19 protein-coding genes are annotated in these 18776 nt (G+C 69.3%); 10 read left to right on the top strand and 9 right to left on the bottom strand.

Going from position 1 to position 18776, the window contains the following annotated elements; translation table 11 throughout:
• Positions 1 to 4: 4 nt before the first annotated feature.
• The 9 genes from ACLLJJ_RS31275 to ACLLJJ_RS31235 all read right to left on the bottom strand — a co-directional run bounded on the left by ACLLJJ_RS31275 (position 5) and on the right by ACLLJJ_RS31235 (position 9678).
• Entirely contained in the window at positions 5 to 1333 is a 1329-nt protein-coding gene (locus ACLLJJ_RS31275; protein WP_258049745.1) for a hypothetical protein, read from the bottom strand.
• 1082 nt (positions 1334 to 2415) lie between these two features.
• Positions 2416 to 2763, bottom strand: coding sequence for a helix-turn-helix domain-containing protein (locus ACLLJJ_RS31270; RefSeq protein WP_185298047.1), 348 nt, complete (start codon positions 2761 to 2763; stop codon positions 2416 to 2418).
• A gap of 26 nt (positions 2764 to 2789) precedes the next feature.
• On the bottom strand, positions 2790 to 3881 hold the full coding sequence (locus ACLLJJ_RS31265) for a tyrosine-type recombinase/integrase (RefSeq protein ID WP_219732119.1): 1092 nt from the start codon (positions 3879 to 3881) through the stop codon (positions 2790 to 2792).
• Between the two features lie 70 nt (positions 3882 to 3951).
• Entirely contained in the window at positions 3952 to 4515 is a 564-nt protein-coding gene (locus tag ACLLJJ_RS31260) for a hypothetical protein (RefSeq protein WP_185298048.1), read from the bottom strand.
• A gap of 176 nt (positions 4516 to 4691) precedes the next feature.
• The gene (locus tag ACLLJJ_RS31255) at positions 4692 to 5819 is read right to left on the bottom strand and encodes a hypothetical protein (protein ID WP_185298049.1); all 1128 of its coding nucleotides are present in this window, start codon (positions 5817 to 5819) and stop codon (positions 4692 to 4694) included.
• Positions 5820 to 6020: 201 nt separating this feature from the next.
• Complete coding sequence (locus ACLLJJ_RS31250; RefSeq protein WP_185298050.1) at positions 6021 to 7457, bottom strand: amidase family protein; 1437 nt, start codon at positions 7455 to 7457, stop codon at positions 6021 to 6023.
• A complete protein-coding gene (locus ACLLJJ_RS31245) occupies positions 7454 to 8662 on the bottom strand; it encodes an MAB_1171c family putative transporter (protein WP_185298051.1) in 1209 nt (402 codons plus the stop codon). The genes ACLLJJ_RS31250 and ACLLJJ_RS31245 overlap by 4 nt, the downstream gene beginning before the upstream one ends.
• On the bottom strand, positions 8659 to 9171 hold the full coding sequence (locus ACLLJJ_RS31240) for a hypothetical protein (protein ID WP_258049746.1): 513 nt from the start codon (positions 9169 to 9171) through the stop codon (positions 8659 to 8661). Before ACLLJJ_RS31240 ends, ACLLJJ_RS31245 begins: the two co-directional genes overlap by 4 nt.
• Before the next feature lie 36 nt (positions 9172 to 9207).
• Positions 9208 to 9678 (bottom strand): XRE family transcriptional regulator, encoded by a 471-nt coding sequence (locus tag ACLLJJ_RS31235; RefSeq protein ID WP_258049747.1) that lies wholly within the window; start codon positions 9676 to 9678, stop codon positions 9208 to 9210.
• 812 nt (positions 9679 to 10490) lie between these two features.
• Between ACLLJJ_RS31235 and ACLLJJ_RS31230 the strand changes: the two genes are divergently transcribed.
• From ACLLJJ_RS31230 to ACLLJJ_RS31185, 10 genes are all read left to right on the top strand, one after another.
• Positions 10491 to 11387, top strand: coding sequence for a helix-turn-helix domain-containing protein (locus ACLLJJ_RS31230; protein WP_185298052.1), 897 nt, complete (start codon positions 10491 to 10493; stop codon positions 11385 to 11387).
• Positions 11388 to 11389: 2 nt separating this feature from the next.
• Positions 11390 to 12097 (top strand): zinc finger domain-containing protein, encoded by a 708-nt coding sequence (locus tag ACLLJJ_RS31225; protein ID WP_185298053.1) that lies wholly within the window; start codon positions 11390 to 11392, stop codon positions 12095 to 12097.
• 157 nt (positions 12098 to 12254) lie between these two features.
• Positions 12255 to 12896, top strand: coding sequence for a WhiB family transcriptional regulator (locus ACLLJJ_RS31220; protein WP_185298054.1), 642 nt, complete (start codon positions 12255 to 12257; stop codon positions 12894 to 12896).
• Positions 12893 to 14521, top strand: a complete 1629-nt coding sequence (locus ACLLJJ_RS31215) for a hypothetical protein (RefSeq protein WP_185298055.1) — start codon at positions 12893 to 12895, stop codon at positions 14519 to 14521. The genes ACLLJJ_RS31220 and ACLLJJ_RS31215 overlap by 4 nt, the downstream gene beginning before the upstream one ends.
• Complete coding sequence (locus tag ACLLJJ_RS31210; protein WP_185298056.1) at positions 14518 to 14709, top strand: hypothetical protein; 192 nt, start codon at positions 14518 to 14520, stop codon at positions 14707 to 14709. Before ACLLJJ_RS31215 ends, ACLLJJ_RS31210 begins: the two co-directional genes overlap by 4 nt.
• Before the next feature lie 85 nt (positions 14710 to 14794).
• Positions 14795 to 15031 (top strand): hypothetical protein, encoded by a 237-nt coding sequence (locus ACLLJJ_RS31205; protein WP_185298057.1) that lies wholly within the window; start codon positions 14795 to 14797, stop codon positions 15029 to 15031.
• Positions 15028 to 15690 carry a plasmid mobilization protein gene (locus tag ACLLJJ_RS31200; RefSeq protein ID WP_185298058.1) on the top strand — a complete coding sequence of 221 codons (663 nt, stop codon included), beginning with the start codon at positions 15028 to 15030 and terminating at the stop codon, positions 15688 to 15690. The genes ACLLJJ_RS31205 and ACLLJJ_RS31200 overlap by 4 nt, the downstream gene beginning before the upstream one ends.
• A complete protein-coding gene (locus ACLLJJ_RS31195) occupies positions 15687 to 17405 on the top strand; it encodes a relaxase/mobilization nuclease domain-containing protein (RefSeq protein WP_185298059.1) in 1719 nt (572 codons plus the stop codon). Before ACLLJJ_RS31200 ends, ACLLJJ_RS31195 begins: the two co-directional genes overlap by 4 nt.
• A gap of 93 nt (positions 17406 to 17498) precedes the next feature.
• The gene (locus ACLLJJ_RS31190; RefSeq protein ID WP_374940071.1) at positions 17499 to 17930 is read left to right on the top strand and encodes a hypothetical protein; all 432 of its coding nucleotides are present in this window, start codon (positions 17499 to 17501) and stop codon (positions 17928 to 17930) included.
• A 77-nt stretch (positions 17931 to 18007) separates the two neighbouring features.
• On the top strand, positions 18008 to 18703 hold the full coding sequence (locus ACLLJJ_RS31185) for a hypothetical protein (RefSeq protein ID WP_185298061.1): 696 nt from the start codon (positions 18008 to 18010) through the stop codon (positions 18701 to 18703).
• Positions 18704 to 18776: the final 73 nt, after the last annotated feature.

Raw genomic sequence — 18776 nt, 5'->3', positions numbered from 1 at the left:
CCGTTCAGTTCGCCGGGCGGGTGCGTACCGGTCGCGTGGCGACGTCGGCCGCGTACGCCGCCCAGTCCCCGCCGCTGGAGTTCTGCCACTGCACGGCTACCGAGCGGTGGATGCCCAGCATGCGCACCAGGATCGCTGCCGGGACCTGAGAGGCCAGCGTGAACAGGGCGGTGCCTCGGTCCTGGCGCGGATTGACGCCCAGCGCCCTTAGCCGGATCACGAGTTGGTCATTGCTGAGTGGCTGGCCGGGGAGCCGCCCGGGGAAGAGCCACTGCCCTGGCGCATCCACGAGTGTGTGACCGCGCCGACTAGCGATCAGTTCCTCCATTAGGGCATCGAGCGGCGCGGGCAGCACGATCGGGCGGTCCCCGAGAAGGATCTCCGGCTTGTCGCCGTCGCGCTGCACATGGTCGACGGTGAGATGGCGGATGGTGTTGACGTGCTGGGCGTAGAGCAGCAGGAGCAGGCCGGCGACCCGGTCGGCGATCGGCGCGTCGTCCTCGTGCAGGAGCCGGCGCGCAACCTCCCACCGCCGGTCCTCATCATGCGGCCCGCTCGGGCCCGCCCACCGGGTGGCGGGAGCGGTGAGGTTGTGGGCGTGGCGGTGAGCCACGGCCCAGCGCACGAAGTGCGCTGTACGCGTCGGGTAGGTGGCGCGGTGGGCCATGAAGTCGTCCACTTCGCTCTGTGTGCACGCGCCCAGCGGCATGCCGTGACCCGCCAGGTCGTCGAGGAGCTGGACGGCGGCATTGATGTGGGTGCGGACGTTCTGGTCCTGGTCGACCGTCACCTGCTGTCCGCGCACGCGCTCACGCAGTCGGCGAAGGTGGTGCCAGATCGCGTATCCGTGCAGGACCCGCCGCTCTGCGAGGTCTTTACGCCCGGCCACTTTCTGGTTGATCCAGTGCTCCAGGTTGGCGAGGCGCTGATCGCGGGCCGGGAGCGAGCCGGTGGCCATCAGGAGGCCGCGCAGGTAGTTCAGGGTCTTGCCTGCCGGCAGCTCGTCGAGCAGCGCGTGGGTCACCGGGCGTGGGTCCTTGCCCAGGGCCGTCAACAGTGCGCGGACCTTTGGCTTGGTCAGCCAGCTCATGGCGTGGTCGGGGCGCTCCACAGCCACCAGCGCGCGCCGGAACGGCTCGAGTTCCTCCGCGACACCGGTGCCATCGCCGAGCAGCTCTCCGAGCTTCAGGTCGACAAGGCACCGCTGGCAGGGCTCGGTGCCGAACTGCCATGTCGTCTCGCAGAGAGGACAGCGGTCCCAGAAGTCCGGATCCGGGTTCAGGCACTGGGCGCACAGCGGGGCAACGAGGGTTCCTCCCTTGAGCGGCGACACCGTCCCGCAGGACGTGCACCGGATGTGCCGGACTCGGCAGTTGCGGCACCACGGCTCGCCCGTCGCGCGCGATGTGGCGCACCAGGTGAGCTGCCCGCAGACACTGCAGTCCTGGTCCTTCCGCGGGCTACACCTCTCACACCACGGTCCCTCTGCCGTGCGGGCTTTGACTTTCCGCCGCCGTCGGCAGCCCGTGCACGGTTCGCGGTTGGCTGGGTCACTCCTCCAGCAATCGGTGCATATCGGGCGGCCATTGTCGTCCCGAGAGCTCACCTTGCGGCGATTGCCGCAGCCCGAGCAGTCCTCGGCACGTGCTTCTTCTTCACAGCGCCAGCAGATCCGCTGGCCGTCCTGCTTCGCGCGCAGATGTTCGGTCGCGCCGCAGCGGGCACAGCCCGGCCGCACCACCGCCGTGGCGCCGGCCTCCACCAGGGCGTTGATGAACGTAAGCACGGACGGCGTGGGCGCCGTGTGCCCGGCGCCGGTGAGCAGCCCGGGCCGGTCGAGGACAGCCCAGGCCACCCGCCAGCGAACGGCGCGTTGAAGTGAGCATCCCGCCAGGGCCTCGGCCACCGTGGCCCGGCTCAAGCCAGGATCGACGCCCACCACCAAGTCGACCAGTTCCTCTGCCGGGTCGTCGTCGACAGGACACCGCTGGCACAGAGGGCGTCCCTTCCGGTCCCGGGTTCGGACATACGCGAGCATGCCGCAGCCGACGCACTCCTCCTTCGGGCGAGTGCACCCGCTACAGCACCACAGCCCGCCCTTGCGGCTGCACAGGCTCAGGATCTCGCGGTTGCAGTCGCAGCAACGCGGCCTCGCCAGCTGCTGTGCCCCCGTCTTCGCCAGCGCAGCCAGGAGTTTTCCCACTGACCAGATCGAGGGAGAGCCACCTGTGACCAGGACCTGCGGGTTGTCCCGCAGCTCTCGGGCGACGCGGCGCCGCGTCGTGGGACCGCGGAGTACAGCTTGCGCCACTTCCTGGATCCGATCGTGGGACAGACCGCGCTCCACGCGAGCTATCTGGTGTACGACGGCGCCGAGCGGGTCGTCTTGGATCAACTGGTCAATATCTATGGTCATCATTCAATCCCGGTGATGCGGGCCCGTTTGGGCCGCAGGGTCCCGAGCCCCGGCTCCGGTGCGCTGCCACCGGCCGCGGCGGCCTTCTTCGGCCGGCTTGCCGCCCCCGCAGCGGCGATCGGCTCGATCAGGTCGTCCATCCGGCAGTCGAGGATGTCGAGCAGCGCCATGAGCACCTTCATGCTCAGCCGCTCCGGGCGATCGGTCACCAGCCGGTAGACCTGGCTGGACGAGAGTGTGATGCCGCGCTCGGCGAGCAGTGGGCTCAGGTCGCTGGTGTTGAACATGTCGCGCTCGGCCATGACTTTGCGCAGGTGCCACTGGTAGTCGAGTTTCGCTGCGGGCATCGGGATGTCCTTCCTCAGCAGCGGTCTCAGGCGAAGGCCGGGGCCAGGGCCCGCTGCAGGGCCGAGTTCATGAAGTCGTCGCTGACGTGGGTGTAGGTGGCCATCGAACTGCTATTTTCGTGGCCAACCTGCTGCTGGATGAACCCGCGGTCCACCCCGTCCTCGGTGAGATGCGTGACGTACGAGTGGCGCAGCGAGTGGGGGACCAACTCCTTGTGGAGCCCAAGCGCGTCCCGGTACGTCTCGAACCGGTCGTTGATCGAACCGGGCTGGAGCCGACCACCCCGCTCCGTGATCCACAACGCCGGCTGATCCGGGAACCCGAAGCGCGGTCGGACATTCTCGACGTAGTCCACGACCGACCCGACAGCCCAGTCCATCACAGACAGCACGTTCCTCCGGCGCGGCGGCTGCCCCTTCTTCGCCTTGCCGTAGCGGACATTGAGCGTGCCGAACCTGCCGAACTGCGGCGCCTTTGCATTGCGCCCGAAGTCCACCAGGTCCAGCCGTGAGGTCTCCGTACGCCGCAGCCCCCACCCATAGATCACCTTGAATAAGGTGGCGTCCCGGTACGCGGCCAGCGCGCCCTTGCGGCCGGTCCGGACCGCGCGCTCGACCTGCTCGTCGGCGTAGTCGAAGAAGAGCTGCAGCTCCTCACGCGTGAACGGGCGGGCCTCCGGATCGCCCTCGTAGTCCTGCAGATGCGGAAGCGTGTTCCATTCATGGCAGATCGCCACGGGGTAGGTGCCGAACGCGTCCTCGCACGCCGTCGCCCACCCGTAACGCCGATCGATGAGGAACTCGGTGAACAGCCGCAACGTGCCGTGGTAGTTGCGCACCGACGAAGGCGACAGGTGATCTTCGCTCGTGAGTTGGGCGGACCATTCATCCATGTGGGCCGGGGTCCACGCCCAGGGATAGTCGTTCACGAACTTGAGGAACCTGCGGATCAGCTTCTCGCGGTTGCTGATCGTTTTCGCCTTGAGATTGCGGGCGAGCATTTGGTTCCGCCAGCCGCGCAGCATGGCGTCGAACATCGCGTCCTCGGGACGCAGGTGAACGACCCCGGAGACCAGCTCAAGGTGAGCCGACCCCGCCAAGTCCACGGTTCGGTACACGACGAAGATCCCCTTCCCGCCTGATGGGCATATCTTGCATCAGACGGGAAGAAGCATCAAGAGTGGCAGGTCAGGCGGCTAGCGAGTACGCTCCTCGGAGTTCCAGATCGTGGCTCCCGGGCCTGGCGACCAGGGCGTTCGCGCCCATCTGATGCAACTCCCGAGGGTTGCTGTAGCCGAGTGAGATGTGCGGGCGCCCGCCGGAGTGCTGAAGCGCCTCGCCACCACGGGCATTCCGGATCGCTGACCGGATCCGCTCGATGAGGGCAACGGTGTCCGCCTCGGGCCAGACGTCCAGGACGGCCCCCGCAATATTTCCGATGGGGGGACCGACCTGCGTTGTGAACGCGGGCACGTCCGACAGCTCCGCGCGCAAGGCATCTGCGACTTCGGTCAGGGCCGCCTCGTCGTACTCGGCGGACGGCGCATCGGCGAGCATCTCGCACGTGAGGTGCAGGAGGCCGGCGTCGCTCGGGTCACTGCCGCACTGCGGGTCGATCGGGTAGCCACCCAGGATCGGCCGGCACGTCTCAGCAAGGCCGAGCAGCTCGTCATCCACTCCAGGCCGAGGCAGCACGTATACGTGGAGGGCTCGCGACCCGCTCTCCCACGGGCGTCCCTGAAACTTCGGCACGAACGGTTCCACGCGTTCCTCCCCGCTGCAACGGACGCCGCTTCAACGCCCCTGGACCATGGTGACCGTCTGCACTGGGCCGGGGTGCCGCTTTCCAGATCTTCCTCAACTTCCCATGGGAGACAGGCCACTGCAGCCGGGAGGATGTGCCAGCCGGCCGCCTGTGCCGCTGCCGGTCAGAAGCGGATGCGCTCGCGGTAGAACGGAGCCAGGACGTGGCGCAGACCATTCTCTCCCGCGTGACCGGCACGCAGCGAGCTGTCGTCAAGGTCCCCGTATGCAGGCTCCTCATGTACGTAGTCCAGCGCGCGCCAGCGCACCGTGACCGGATCATCGGCATCGTCCAACGCATGTCCCAGCGCCACGAGCCGAGTTCGGATCCGCTCGTACGTGCGGAGCCTCCCGGCGCCGGGTGCCGAGTCAGCCAGCTCGTCCAGATCCTGCTCGCTGATGTCGGCCGGGGCGACGGAGCGTTCACGAGCAAGCAGGTAGAGGCTGACTGCCAAAGCCCCCGCAGCCTCGACGTAGTCGGAGCCGACGTCCATGGTGGACCAGGGCGGAGTGAACTTCTCGTCCCCGAACACGGGGGCCAGGACGGTGCGGGTCTGCCGCCACGCTGCGGCCCACAGGGGGTTGCCCTCCCGCTCCGCTTGCGTGACCAGCTCATCCAGGCGGGCGCGGACTGTCAGGACTGAGGAGCTGCCCAAGGGGAGTACCGCAAGGTGGTCCCACCTGTAGTACCCGAGGTCGAGGTCTTGGTGCATGTAGACGGCGTGCACGCTGCTGACGTTGATGTCCGCACGGTCCGGCCGAATCGAGCGAAGGCGGCGGTTGAAGTCGGCGTCATGGACGTCACCGGTGCGAAAGTACGAGAGCGTGGAGTGCGGCCACGGACGATCCATAGCCGGCCGCAAGGTAATGCCGTCCACACTGCAGACCGCCTCGCGGACTTGGTTGCTCACGCGGGCGAGCGCCGTCTCCGGGTACATGGCGACAGTCACGGCACTGGGGCCGGGCCAAACCGGGCCCATCTGGACGTCCGCACGTGTGCTGTCCATGGCCAGCTTGTAGCGGACCCGCTCAACCGCACGCTCCACCTGGTCCCGAGTCAGGCTGTGATGGATACCCAGTACCGTCCAGTGCAGCCACTCGGCCGGCACAGTCCCTACCTGGTGTCCGTACTCGGCCAGCAGTCCATGGTGCGCCCGTGTGTACTCCACGTACGCCGGGTCATCCAGCTTGGCCACGAAGTGCAGATACGGGCCCTGCGCCCATGTCCTCTTCGGAGAGAAGAAGCTCTCCACGCCCCCCACCCTTCCCTTGTCGGGATACGCATTGCGACACTGGCACGCTACCCAACGGTGCGGTACGCCGCCCGAGATGCTTGAGACACGGCCAAGTTGAGTCCCAGCACCCGATCGCCGTGGCGCAGCCGCCGGGAGACCTCTGCGCCCCTCTTACTGCCACCTCTCATTTGCTGATCGGTGTGCCGCTGGCTGACGGCGTCAAAGACTGATTCCCATGGCCATCCCTCCGAGAAGCGACGCCAGATATTCGGCCAGGGCGAGCAAGGTCAGGTCCGAGTAGTTCGGCCCCACGAGCTGTACGCCGATCGGGAGGCCGTCCGCGCTTCGCGCAACAGGTACGACGAGGCTGGGCAGACCGATGTGGCTGGTGAGGTTGGCCCAGCCGGTCTGGTCGAAGAAGCTCCGCTCGACGCCGTCAACCTTGAGAGCGCGGGTGCCGGCCGGGATGGCTGCGGTGGGAGCAGCGGGTGTGATGAGGACGTCGTGTTGGGCGTCAGCGAAGTACCGGTGCCACGTCTCCCGAAGCTGCATGCGTTCCTCGTTGGCGCGGAGCCAGGCACGGTGTGTCTGCGTTCGGTGACGAAGGAAGGCGGCCCGCGGGCTCGCGTCATCTGTGTGCAGGTCACGGGCTGCCGCGAGTTCGGCCGCGCCGGCATCGTCGTCGGTTGCGGCTGTCGCGGTGGCGTGGAGGAGCTGCTCGAAGAGGCGGAGGGAATCAGCGAAGCCGACCGGTCCCGAGGTGCGGCAGACGTTCGTGCCCGCAGAGGCCAGTGCCTGCTCGACGGCGGCGAGGGCGCCTGCGGTTTCACGGTCGACGGGGCAGCTCGTGTCCTCGGCCCACACCGCCACGCGAAGCTGGTCAGCTTCGCGGCGGGGGTTGTGCAGCTTCGCGAGCCAGGGGCTGTTCTCGGCGGGTGACGGCGTCGTCAGCGCGTCGAGGAGCAGGCCGAGGTCACGAGGGTGGCGGGCCAGAGGGCCGGGGGTGACCATGTCGCTGCTGGTGATCCATCCCGGCGGGCGGGGGATGTGGCCGCGAGCCGGGACGAGTCCGTGCGTGGGGCGCAGGCCGTAGACGCCGCAGTAGTGAGCGGGGAGTCGGAGGGAGCCGGCGAGGTCGCTGCCGAGGTCGGCGGGGGTCAGGTGGGCGGCGACCGCGGCGGCTGGGCCCCCGGAGGAGCCGCCGACGGTGCGCTCAGGATCGTGAGGGTTGAGCGTGCGGCCGAACAGGCTGTTGTCGGTGTGCAGGTCCTGGCAGTACGCCGGCGTATTCGTCTTACCCATGATCACGGCCCCTTGGTGGCGGAGCCGGGCGACCGCGTCGGCGTCGCGTACGGGTACGTGATCCGCGAGGGCTTCGGCACCGCTGGTGGTGCGCAGGCCAGCCGTCTCGAAGCTGTCCTTGATCGTGAGGGGAAGGCCGTCGAGGGTGCCGCTGCTCTCGTTGCGGGCGCGGCGTTCGTCTGCTGCTCCCGCGGCGGTCCGGGCTGCGTCGTCGTCGCGGGTGACGACGGCGTTCACGTGGCTCGCGTCGATCCGATCGAGATGGAGGTCAAGTAGCTCGCGGCTCGAGATCTCGCCGCGGTCCAGGGCCTGGAGCTGAACGTGAGCGGGCTGGTGGGTGAGGTCGTTGGTCATGCGGAGACTCGCTCAAGGTGGGGGGCTCGTGCGGGCTGGCGTGGCAGGTGGCGAGCGACATCGAGGAGAGCATTGATGTCGTCCATGGGCCGACTCGTCTGGCGTTCGGAGTCAGCGAACTCCGTGAGCTGGTCGGGCTCCGGGCGGGTGCCTTCGGCCCGGGCAGCGATTCCGGCGAGGATCTGGTCCGCCGTGACGGCGGCCGAAAGATCTTGACCGTGAAGCCCTCGGGCCCGGTGATGGGCTTCGCTGGCCTCGCGGACCGCAGCATCGAGATACCGACGGATCACGAACCGGCCGTCCCGGATCTCGACTGCTCGGCGGTAGAGCCGGATCGAGATGCGGCGAAAGCGACGCCGCTGGGCCCGGTCGACTCGGTCAATCGGCAGCTCGATCTCGGGCGCTTCGCTGTAGAACGCCAGCCAGAGAGGACGCAGGCCGTAGTAGCAGCGGTACTGCTTGATCCGGTACTGGACGCTCTGGGCCTGGTCGCTGATGGTGGGCACGAGCCAGCCGATGAGCGTGAGCATGGCGCCGACATCGCCGCAGGCCCAGGCGAAGCCTTCCCAGTCGGCGAGGGAGGTGTCGAGGGCGCCGGCGATCACGTTGCCGATGCGGACTGCGCTGTATCCGAGGGTGACGGTGGCGCCGAGGGCGACGATGCGCAGGCCGACGCGGACGGACCCGCGGGTGCTGCGGCGGGCCAGGCGCCAGCAGGCGCGGGCGAGGAACAGTTCTCCGATGGTGTAGGCCGTGATGTACAGGGTGAGGTACGCGGCGTACCAGCCGTCGTGCGCGTAGTACAGCGTGAAGTCGATCGGACGCGGCGCGCTGGGCGTCAGCAGAGCGAACAGCACCAGCAGCCCGGTGATCACAGCGAAGCCGGCCCTGAGCCACCGGCGACTGAATCGGCGGGCGACTTCGGGCGGAGACCCCCAGTAGGTGAGAACCACCTGCTGACAGGCGAGGAGCGCGACGACGCACCCCTGCGCGAGGGGTACGGAAAGATTGACGGTGCCGAGCACACGGTCGAGGTAGTTCCACATCGGGGTGATGGAGAACAGGAACGACAGCCCTGACAGCAGGAAGACGGCGGCCAGCGCGGTGGAGGCGGGATCACGGCGGCGGGTCGGCACGTCCCGCAGGAGGCAGAGGAAGCCGAGCGTGGCGACAACGAGGCTGATCGGATGGAGCAAGTCCTTCACGGCCGGGCCTCCCGTCGGCGCAGGAGCGTGTGCGTAACCCGGTCCTGGACTTCGTCCCCGGAGGACTCGTCGCTGCGCAGCCACCGGTCGATGATCCGGCGCTGGAGCAGCGAGGCGAGAAGCTCGGTGTCCCGCTCCTCGTCCTCGTCGTACTTCGTGCGCCCCAACATCATCTCCACGGTGGCCGAACCGACGCTGGTGAAGATCGTCGAGGAGAGCGCGGACGCCGGGCGGTTTTTGTGATGGCCGAGCAGCAGGTGGCTGAACTCGTGGGCGATGATGTGGTCCTGGTGCAGACAGCTGGTCCGCGGGTCGTAGTACACGTAGAAGGCACTCTCCGTGACGGCGCATGCTCCGCACACGGAGGGTGCCTGCTCACGGGGCTCTAGGACCACATTCCGTCCCGTGCGGCGTGAGACCTCGTCGCTGAGATCGCGGATATTGGTGACGTGCGGGAGCCGCAGCTCGGCCAAGAGGTCAGGCCGGCGCAGCCTGCGTACAGACCACATTGATTTTCCTTGATCACTTACTGAACTAAGGCCGATTCACGCGCCACTTGAGGGTGGCAACCCCTCGGATTTTCGTACGCTCTCGACGATCCCCAGGACGGCGTCCTTTCCGTCCGCGGAGACGTCGGATAGGCGAAGAAGAACGTTCTTGATCTTCGCGTCACGAAGCAGTGCGAGCAACTCCAGCTCCTGCACTGTCTTTTCGGCGACGGCATCATCGAACCAATAAGCGGGATCCACCCCGAAAAACCCTGCGAGCGCTTCGAGATGACGCTTCGTCGGGTTATCGCGCTGCCCGGTCCGCAGGAGCCACAGGTACTGCGCGGACAGCTTGCCCAGCCCTCGCTTTTCCATCAGCTCGGCCACTTCGGCGTTGCTGAAGGGGCCGCGATCGGGCGGGTGCACCGTATCGAACAGGCGGTTTAGGCGGTCCATGAGCCCCTGGGGGGGCACCTGGTCTTCGGTCGACTCTTCCATGATCCTTTTCTGGGTGGACTTCGTCGTCACTTCAACCACCACACTACCTCGCCATAAACACCAGTTGACGGCGCGATCCCGCGTATGGAAAGTTCTTCCTCACCAGCACGTTTCCGCGTGGCACGCACCGCCCATTTCGGGTCGGCCTGTCCGTTTCTACCGGCAGGAATGCTCCGGGCGACGTGGCGCGAGCCACATTTCCCTAGCGACATACGTCACGTCTGGCGCACGGGGCTTTTGATCTTCGAACGGAAAGCGTGGAGGCGGCAGTGGAAACACCTCATCCACATCGCATTTCCGCCGTGGGGAATACCAGGCACCCACTCAAATCCGGACACAATGATGCCATATCGGCATTCGGGGCAACCGCGGCAACGGTACCCCTCAACACTGGAAGACGGACCGCACCGAGCCCGAAGACGGCTCCAGCAGCAGATCGCGCGGTGACTCTCTGCAATCAGTACAGAGTTTAAGAACCAAGTCTGGATCTTGACACGGGTCCGTGCGTATGTTCGTCGTCCCCGGGCAGCCCGCCCGCGACGACGCATGTAAGGAGCCGGTGAGCACAGACCGGACCGAGTAGGTCCCGAAAACAGCGACGACGCCCGAGAGCGGTAACTCCCGGACGCCGAACGCTAAGTGGCACAACCGCCCCGGCAAGGGCGGAGATAGCCCACCATCACCACGCTGAGTCCTTCCAGGGGCGCACCAGCGTGGCAACACTGCAAAGGGGATTCTCGCATGCCTCCTGCCCTGCGCAAAAGGCCCATCCACACGGCCTGCGCGGCAGCCACCTCCGTCGCACCGAGCCGTCGGCCCCGCCTCGTGAGCGGGAGCGGCCGATGAGCGTCGAAACCCGCGAGTGGGTATGGAAGTACAGCTCCAGCCGGGGCACCGCGCGACTGGTCCTGCTGTCGATCGCCGACCGGGTGCCCGACAAGCAATGCGTCGCCTGGGCCTCAATGACGAGCCTGGTCGAGCGAACGAACGCATCGCTGACCGCCGTACGCGCGGCTCTCCGGGCGCTCGCCGAGGGCGACGAGCTGGAGCTGCTCGACGTCTACCAGGGCCCCCTTCGTACGACGGTCTACCGTCTGCCCCGCGCCGCTGCCTACCAGGCGAAGGTCGACGCGGCCAGGGAGGAAGACCCGAACGCGGAGGTCGAGCCGTCCGACGCGGATCCGGTGCCCGAGCTGCAGCCGGAGAGGCTCCAGCGGCACGGGATCTGGCCCACGAAGAGGACTGATTCCGCACCCTCACGACGGAATCCGACCGGTGCGAATTCCGCACCCTCGCGACGGAATCAGCACCCTCGACGGTCAGGAATCCGCACCCTCGACGGTACGGATTCCACACCCCAGAACCGTAGTGAACCGAAGGTGAACCGTAGGTACAGCAGTGGTGGCACCTCGCTCACCTCGGCAGCCGAGTGGCAGGTCGACCCAGACACCCACACTTGGACCCGCCAGCAAGGGCACCTCGACCGACTCGGCGAGGAGGGCCTGCAGGCAGCCGACGCGAAGTGGCGCGCCCACCGCGCCGACTTCAAGCCGCGAGGCGCGGGGGCCTGGGCTGCCGACTGGCGCTCCTGGATCGCCCGAGAGCACGCTCCGGGCCGCCCGAATCTCTACGCCCTGCCCGGCAAGGGTCCCGCTCAGCCGGGCGGCATGACTCGGGCAGAGGCCCACACCGCAGCCCTCCTCGCCGCTCTCGACGAGCCGACCGGAACGGAGGGCTGACCGTGGACCGCCGCGAAATCGCCGCCCTTCTGGCCTACATCGGCCGACTCGACCCCCGCACTATCCGCACCGACCGCGAGGCTGGTGACCAGCTCAACCAGTGGCACGAGCTGCTCGGAGATGTGCCGACGGCCACCCCGCACGGCTGGGACGCCAGCGTCGCCGCCCGCAAGCACATCAGCCTCTCGCCGTACCCGATCCTGCCCGCGGACATCGCTCGCCCGTGGGAGAGCTACCGCCGCGACCGCCTGGGCCGGCACACCGACCCCACGCCGTCCGTCGACCCGGACGACCAGGCCGCCTGGACCGCCGAGCTGGTCGGCGCCCGCCGAGCGGTAGCCACCGGCACCGCCCAGCCCGCACAGGCCCGGGCGATCACCATGGGCCAGCTCGATCCGGACCTGCAGGCGAGGCTGCGAGAGATCGGCTCCTGCATACCGCCCGCAGCCCGAGCAGCGCTCGCGCCCTACCGGCCCGCCCGCGCGGCCCGGGAGGCAGCCATCGCACAGGGCCAGCCCGACGCCCTCGGAGTGCGCTGCGACTGGTGCCAGACCCAGGTCGGCGAACCGTGCCGCCGCCGAAGGATCGGCCCCGACGGCGGAGCACGCGGAACCGCCCCGCGTGCCACCCCGCACCCTGGCCGCCTCGACCTCGCCGCCGCCCGGCAGGCCCAGGAGTCCACACCGGGCCGGCAGCCCGCGATGGCCTGACCGGCCTCTCCGCCGGTGCATCCCGCCCGGTGCCCCGCCGCAACACCACCGTCCCGTACCGGCTGCGGCACCGCCCTGCGCCGCAGCCGGCACCCGACGCCGCGTCCGTCCGCCACCGGCCCCCGACCGGCGACGCGGCAGCACATCGGAGACCACCTTGCGCCACATCACCACCCACGACGCCCCGGCCACCGGCCTGCGCGGCATCGGCGACACCAGCTGGCACAGCCGCGGTACGTGCCACGGCATGGACCCCGAGGACGCCGACGCCGTGTTCTTCCCGCTGCCCCGGGATCACGAAGACATCGCCGAGGCGAAGGAGCTGTGCGGCTGGTGCCCGGTCCGCCGCGACTGCCTCAACTACGCCCTGGAGAACGTCCTCAAGGAAGGCATCTGGGGCGGGCTCACCGAAGCCGAGCGGCGCCCCTGGCACGACGGCCTGCCCCAACGCCTCGACTACAGCCGCGTGAGCGCGTTCTTCACCGGACGCGACGTGCACCTGACCGAGGCCGAGCGCCAGATCGTCATCGACCACGCCTACGTCCGGGGCTGGCGCACCGACCGGCTCGCCGGCGCCCTGCAGATCAGCCACAAGCACGCCCGTGACCTGCTGCGACAGGCCGCCCTCAAGGTCTTCGACCGGGACCGCACCTACGGCGTGCCCAGGCCCAAGAAAAAGCGCGCAAAGGGCGCCCCGGCCAAGGGCACCCCCACCCCCAACAAGCCCGGTACGAGCCAGCCGGTGTCCCGTCCGGCGACGTCGGTCTCGGCGCACGCCCCTCTCGGAAAGGCCGCATGACCCACCTCGCCCTGCCCCTCGGCGCCGCACCGAACCTGCCTCTCCTCCTTGCGATCGGCGGGTCCGTCGCCGCCCTCGCCCTGGTGCTGACCGGCTGGGCGGCCCGGCGCCGGGGCGCGCGTTCGCAGAAACGTCTCGGCAGCCCGGCGGTCAAGGTCGCCGCGCTCGCCGCCCTGGGCTGCACCGCCTACAGCGCCGACACGTCGTGGCGCTTCGCCACCGACTACCTCGACATGGCCGGCACCGCAGAACGCGCCGGCATGTTCGCCGCAGCCGAGCTCGCACTCTTCGCGACCGCCCTGATGGCCCGGCAGAACCTGGCCACCCAGGGAGCACCCGGCCTGCCAGGCACTCTGGTCTGGGTCATCACCGGCGTACAGGTGATCCCCGCCTTCGCCGAGAGCGGCCCCGTCGGCGGCACGGTCCGCGCCTTCGTCGGCCCAATCATGGCGGCGATGCTGTGGCACCTCGCCATGGGCATCGAGCTCCGCCTCCACACCCCGGGTGCCGCGTCCCACGGATTGCTCGCCACCCTGGGGCGGGAGGCACGCGAGCGGCTGCTGTCCCGCCTCGGCATCGCCGCCCGAGACCGCGACGCCGCGCAGATCACCCGTGACCGGGCCACCGCCCGCGCGGTCGCCCTGGCCGCCCGACTCGCGGAGCGCACGCCTGAGCAACGGCAGAGCTGGCGCGGCCGACGGCTCACCCGGCGGCTGTCGAAAGCAGTCGGCCGGGCCTCGGTCGGCACCGACCCGCTCCAGCGCGTGCAGCTGCTCGACCAGCTGGCCGCCCGGCGGCACGCACTCGCGCTCGCCACGGTCTCGCTGCCCTCCCCCTGGTCCCCGCACGACGGCAGCATGACGACCTTCTCGGTCCCCTCGCCGAAGGCCCAGAGCGGGCCGGTCCCCAAGGACGGTCCCCACCGTGCCGTCGACATGACCGGGGACTGGGGACCGTGCAAGGAGAGGGGACCGGTCCCCGGAATCGGGGACCACGACGCGGGGACCGAGGACCGTGTCCCGGGGACCGAGCCCGTCAATCCGGAGCCCAACCAGGGTCCCAACGGTAGCGCGGGGACCGGCCGCCTTGCGGTCGAAGTGCCTGCTCAGGCCCAGGGTCCGCGCCGGGGACCGACGGACGCCGGATCGGGGACCGAGCCCACCGGGGACCGGGGACCGACCGACTCCGAAACGGGGACCGAGCCCACCGGGGACCGGGGACCGACCGACTCCGAAACGGGGACCGAGCCCACCGGGGACCGGGGACCGACCGACTCCGAAACGGGGACCGAGCCCACCGGGGACCGGGGACACAAGGTCCCCCTCCGGCGGAAGCCGACCACGAAGGCCAAGGGGAAGGGCAAGCGCAACGGCCGGTCCCGCAGCCCGCAGCCACAACGCCCGCCGCGCGAGTCGGAGCAGTCCGTGGACCAGCTCACCCAGCAGGTCCGCCCGCACGTCCCGGCTCTGCTCGCACGCGACGGCAACGAAGCGATCACCCGGGTCCAGCTGCGGGAGATCCTCCGGCGCGAGGGCCTCAAGGGCGGTCGGAACGACCGATTGAGCCTCGTCCTCCAGCAACTGCGAGACGGCGGCGACACAACGACAAGGAGCACCACCCGATGAAGACATGCCACCAGTTCAAGACCGTCCGTGCCGAGTACGAGCGGGAGATCGGCTTCATGACCGCCCACTCCGAACGGCACGCGGGCAGGCCGGCGGCGAAGTCCAGCGCGAAGCAGGCCGCATCGACGAAGGCACGGATGGCCAGGGCTCTCAGCAGCCACGTCGGGCGCTGCCCCGAGTGCGGCTGACCGGCAAAGCAGCAGCTCAATGCCCCTATCCGCCTCAGGTGGCCCCGCTCCGTGCCGGGCCACCGCCCCGTTCCAGGAGGTCCCCGTGATTCCGCGCCCCGCTCGCTCATCCGAGCCCACGTCCGCCGAGGCGGGTGCCTGGGCGGACGTTCTGGTTCGGTGCAGGCTCCTGCACTCCGCCGTCCTCACCCCAACCGGCCAATGGCTCGTCCAGGACCAGCCCGATGGACCCGTCCAAGTCCTCACCGGACCGGCAGACGTCGTCGAACTGGCCGCCACCATCCAGCACCGCTTCCGCTCCACGAGGACCGACTCCCGATGACGAACCCGCCCCAGAACGGCACCACCCCCGAGCCGTCCCGCGACATCAACTCGACCTCAGGGGGAGCAAGTTGGTGCAAGAGCATTGCTCCCGTTGGGAGCAATGCTCTTGCGTCTCCCGCCCCGGGGGTGGCGGGAGCGGATCGGCACCGGGGGGCGCCGACCGTTCAGGATGCGACCGAGGGCGGCTCGCATCCTGAAGAGGGGGGAAACCATTCCTGCCACAGCACCGACTGCACCCACGCCACGCCGCCGAAGCCCCACGTTCAGCAGCGTGAGCGCCTGCGCCACGAGAAGAAGCGCATGCACCAGCCGAGCTGCCGCATGAACGACGACGAGTACCAGCTCCTCGCCCGCGCCGCTGCCGCATGCAACATGAGCATCGCCAACTACCTTGCCCGCGCAGCCCTCAAAGCTGCCCGCAACCTCGACCTCACCGCCGCAGAAATCGCCGGCGAACGCGAGATGCTGAAGGAACTGTTCGACCTGCGCACCGCATTGAACCGGATCGGCAACAACCTCAACCAGGTTGCGGCAGCGCTGAACTCGGACGAGCCGGCACCGCAGACCAGAGCAGTCCTCGCAGGCGTCGACCGAGTCTCCCTGCGTGTGGACGCCTTGGTCCAGCGCTACCTGGACGGCGAGCGATCGGCAGCATGATCCCCTCAGTCCACGACATGGGCAATGACACCTACGGCCTGCTGCACTACCTGTACGGGCCTGGCAAGGCCGAGGAGCACATCGACCCCCACCTCGTCGCGGCATGGGACCGCTTGGCCCCCGACCCCGGCCGCGACGCCAAGGCGACAGAACGCGACCTGCAGCGGCTACTCGACCAGCCCGTCATGGCCCTGCCCGAAAGCGCCAGGCCCACCGAGCACGTATGGCACCTGTCCGTACGCGCCGCACCCGAAGACCCGATCCTCACCGACGAACAGTGGGCCGACGTCGCCCGCCGCATGGTCGCCGCCACCGGCATCGCCCCCGAAGGCGACGACGGCGCCTGCCGCTGGGCGGCCGTCCGCCACGCCGACGACCACATCCACATCATCGCCACCGTCGTCCGCCACGACGGCCGCCAAGCCCGCATCCGCCAGGACGGCGCCCGCTCCCAGGCGGAAGCCCGGAAAATCGAAGTCGACTACGGACTTCGCCGGTTGAACACCGGCGACGGAACCGCCGCGAAGCGTCCCACCAGCGACGAACGTCACAAGGCCCGACGCCAGGGCCGAGAGCGCACCGCACGTGAGGAGTTGCGCGAGACCGTACGCCGCGCGGTGGCCGGCGTGACGAGCGAGGAGGAGTTCTTCGACCGGCTGGCCGACGCCGGCCTTCTGATCCGCAAGCGCGTCGCTCCTTCCGGTGACCTGCTCGGCTACAAGGTGGCCCTGCCCGACGACCGCAACAAGGACGGCGAGCCCGTGTTCTACCCCGGCGCGCGCCTCGCTCCGGACTTGTCCCTGCCCCGGATACGGGAGCGCTGGTCCGCCGATGGCCCCGTCCAAGCTCCGTCGGCAGATGGTCTCGACCACGCGGCACCGGGCAGTCCGTCTGCCGCACGCCGGCGGACCGCTTCGGCCGCCTGGGCCGCGGTGCTGATCGTCGAGCACGGCGAGGACGCGGTCACCGCCGCGTACATCGCGGCGACCGGGGAGGTCCTGGACGCGCTCGCGAAAACCTCCGCCGCCCACACCCGCCAGGAACTGCGTGCCGCTGCCTCCGCGTTCGAACGCGCTTCCCGCTCCCACGTCCGGGCCGAACGCGGGACCGATCGAGCCCTGCGGCAGGTTGCCCGCGACCTCGTGAACGGCGGGCCCGCCCTTGGCCGGGGCGAGGACGGCGCGACCACCGCCATGGCTATCGACATGCTGTTCTTCCTCATCACCGCCACCATGCTCTGGCACGCGAAGAAGGGACACGCACAGCAGGCCGATGCCGCCTGCCAGGCTGCCGATCACCTGCGCTCCGCCTACCAGGCCGCCTCTGCCCAGCCCATCGGAGCCCTCAACCGGCGCGGCAAGAACCTGAACCGGCCGCTGCTCCAGCGGCAGACAGTGCTGCTGCGCGAGGCGCTTCCGGAGCTGGCTGAGCAGATCCTCGCCGAGCCCGGCTGGCACGCACTCGCCGCCACCCTCGCCGACGTCAAGGCGGCCGGGCACGATCCGGCCGCCCTGCTCACCGATGCAGCGGAGCGACGAGAGCTCGGCACGGCAGAGTCCGTCAGCGACGTCCTGGTGTGGCGACTTCGCCGAACCGCGGGCCTGCCCGCTGACTCCGGTGACAAGGTCAACCGTCGTCCGGGCACAGCCCAATCGATGCGGCCTGCAGGGCAGCGGACACCGGGGCGGCCCGGGTCTCAGCGCACCGGCCCGTGACTGTGGACTTTGTGAATTGAAGTGGTCGGGGAGTTAGGGCACGATCATGATGCGTGCAGGACGAGGAGAGAGGACGCCGGAGTGTTTCACCGAATGCGACGACGGGCCGCGGAGCCCAGCGAGGCGCAGCGCCGGTTCTTCGAGCTGTCGGCGCGGCTGGAGGGCCAGGTGCCGCCGGAGATCGAACGAGCATTGACTGCGGCGGAGCCGGCAGAGTCGGCCCCCGTGGTGGACGACTTCCTTCCGTCGGAGCTGCGCGTGCCGAGCCATGACCAGCTCGACGGCCGGATGACGTCCTGGAAGCAGCCGCTCGTCCTTGACGGCGAGATGGTCGCCTGTGCCGAGTGCGGCGCGTACCGAGACTGGCTCATCCTCTCCACCCAAGACCGGATCTGGCTGCGCTGCCGGGCGGGCCACCAGCAGCAAGAGACGCGCCTCGACACCGCCTGGTACAACCGGCACACCGGCCCCGCGGACGCGACGCACGCCACGTTCGAGGACGGCCTGCGCCACCTCGGCCACTGACCACCACCCCTGCGACCCTCCGGGCCCACGCGCCCGCACTGACCACCCGTCACCTAGCACCAAGGGGTCAGTCCACCATGCGCGTTCGCGTCGCCACCGCCCTCTCCCTCACCGCCATCACCGTCCTCGCCCTCCCGGCCTGCTCCGCCGAAACCACCAAGGCCGAGCCCAGCACCGCCTCCTCCGCTCGTACCGGGAAGCCGGCCGACACCGGCCAGAGCACCGCTCCGCTGGCGTCGGCCGCGCTGGAGAAGCGGCTGCTGGACGAGAGCGACCTCGGCTCCGGCTACCTGCGCAAGCCGGAGCGTCCCTCCCAGCACGACGACGTCACCGTCGTCGGGTGCCCCGCCCTCAACGAGCTGGGCGGCGACGCAGCGACCGGCGGCTCGCTCGACTTTCCCCGCCAGGCGAAGGCCACCTTCACCTACACCGGCGGCAGCAACTCGGAGATCTCCGAGGAGCTCTACAGCAACACCGCCGACAAGCTGTCCGACGGCATCGCCCAGATTTTCGACGCCATGACCGGGTGCCCCACCTACCAGGTCATCTCGGGCAGCACCACGATCGACATGGCCTCGCAGAAGATGACAGCACCCCAGTTCGGCGACGAGCAGTGGAGCCAGCTCCTGACCTTCTCCGCCGGTGGGCAGGACACCGTGGTGAAGCAAACCGCGATCCGTGACGGCAGCGTGCTGCTTGTCGTCTCCGGCCCCCCGGCCCTCGTCGACCGCCACCTCGCCAAGGCCCTCACCAAGGCGGCAGCAACCAGCTGACCCACATCTCCGACATGCTGCTGCCCCCGACCACCGGTCGGGGGCAGCAGTCGTGTGCGACGTGCGCCGCTGA

This window comes from Streptomyces sp. A5-4, assembly GCF_051131715.1.
Taxonomy (GTDB): Bacteria; Actinomycetota; Actinomycetes; order Streptomycetales; family Streptomycetaceae; genus Streptomyces.
This window is presented reverse-complemented; position numbering and strand designations above follow the sequence as displayed.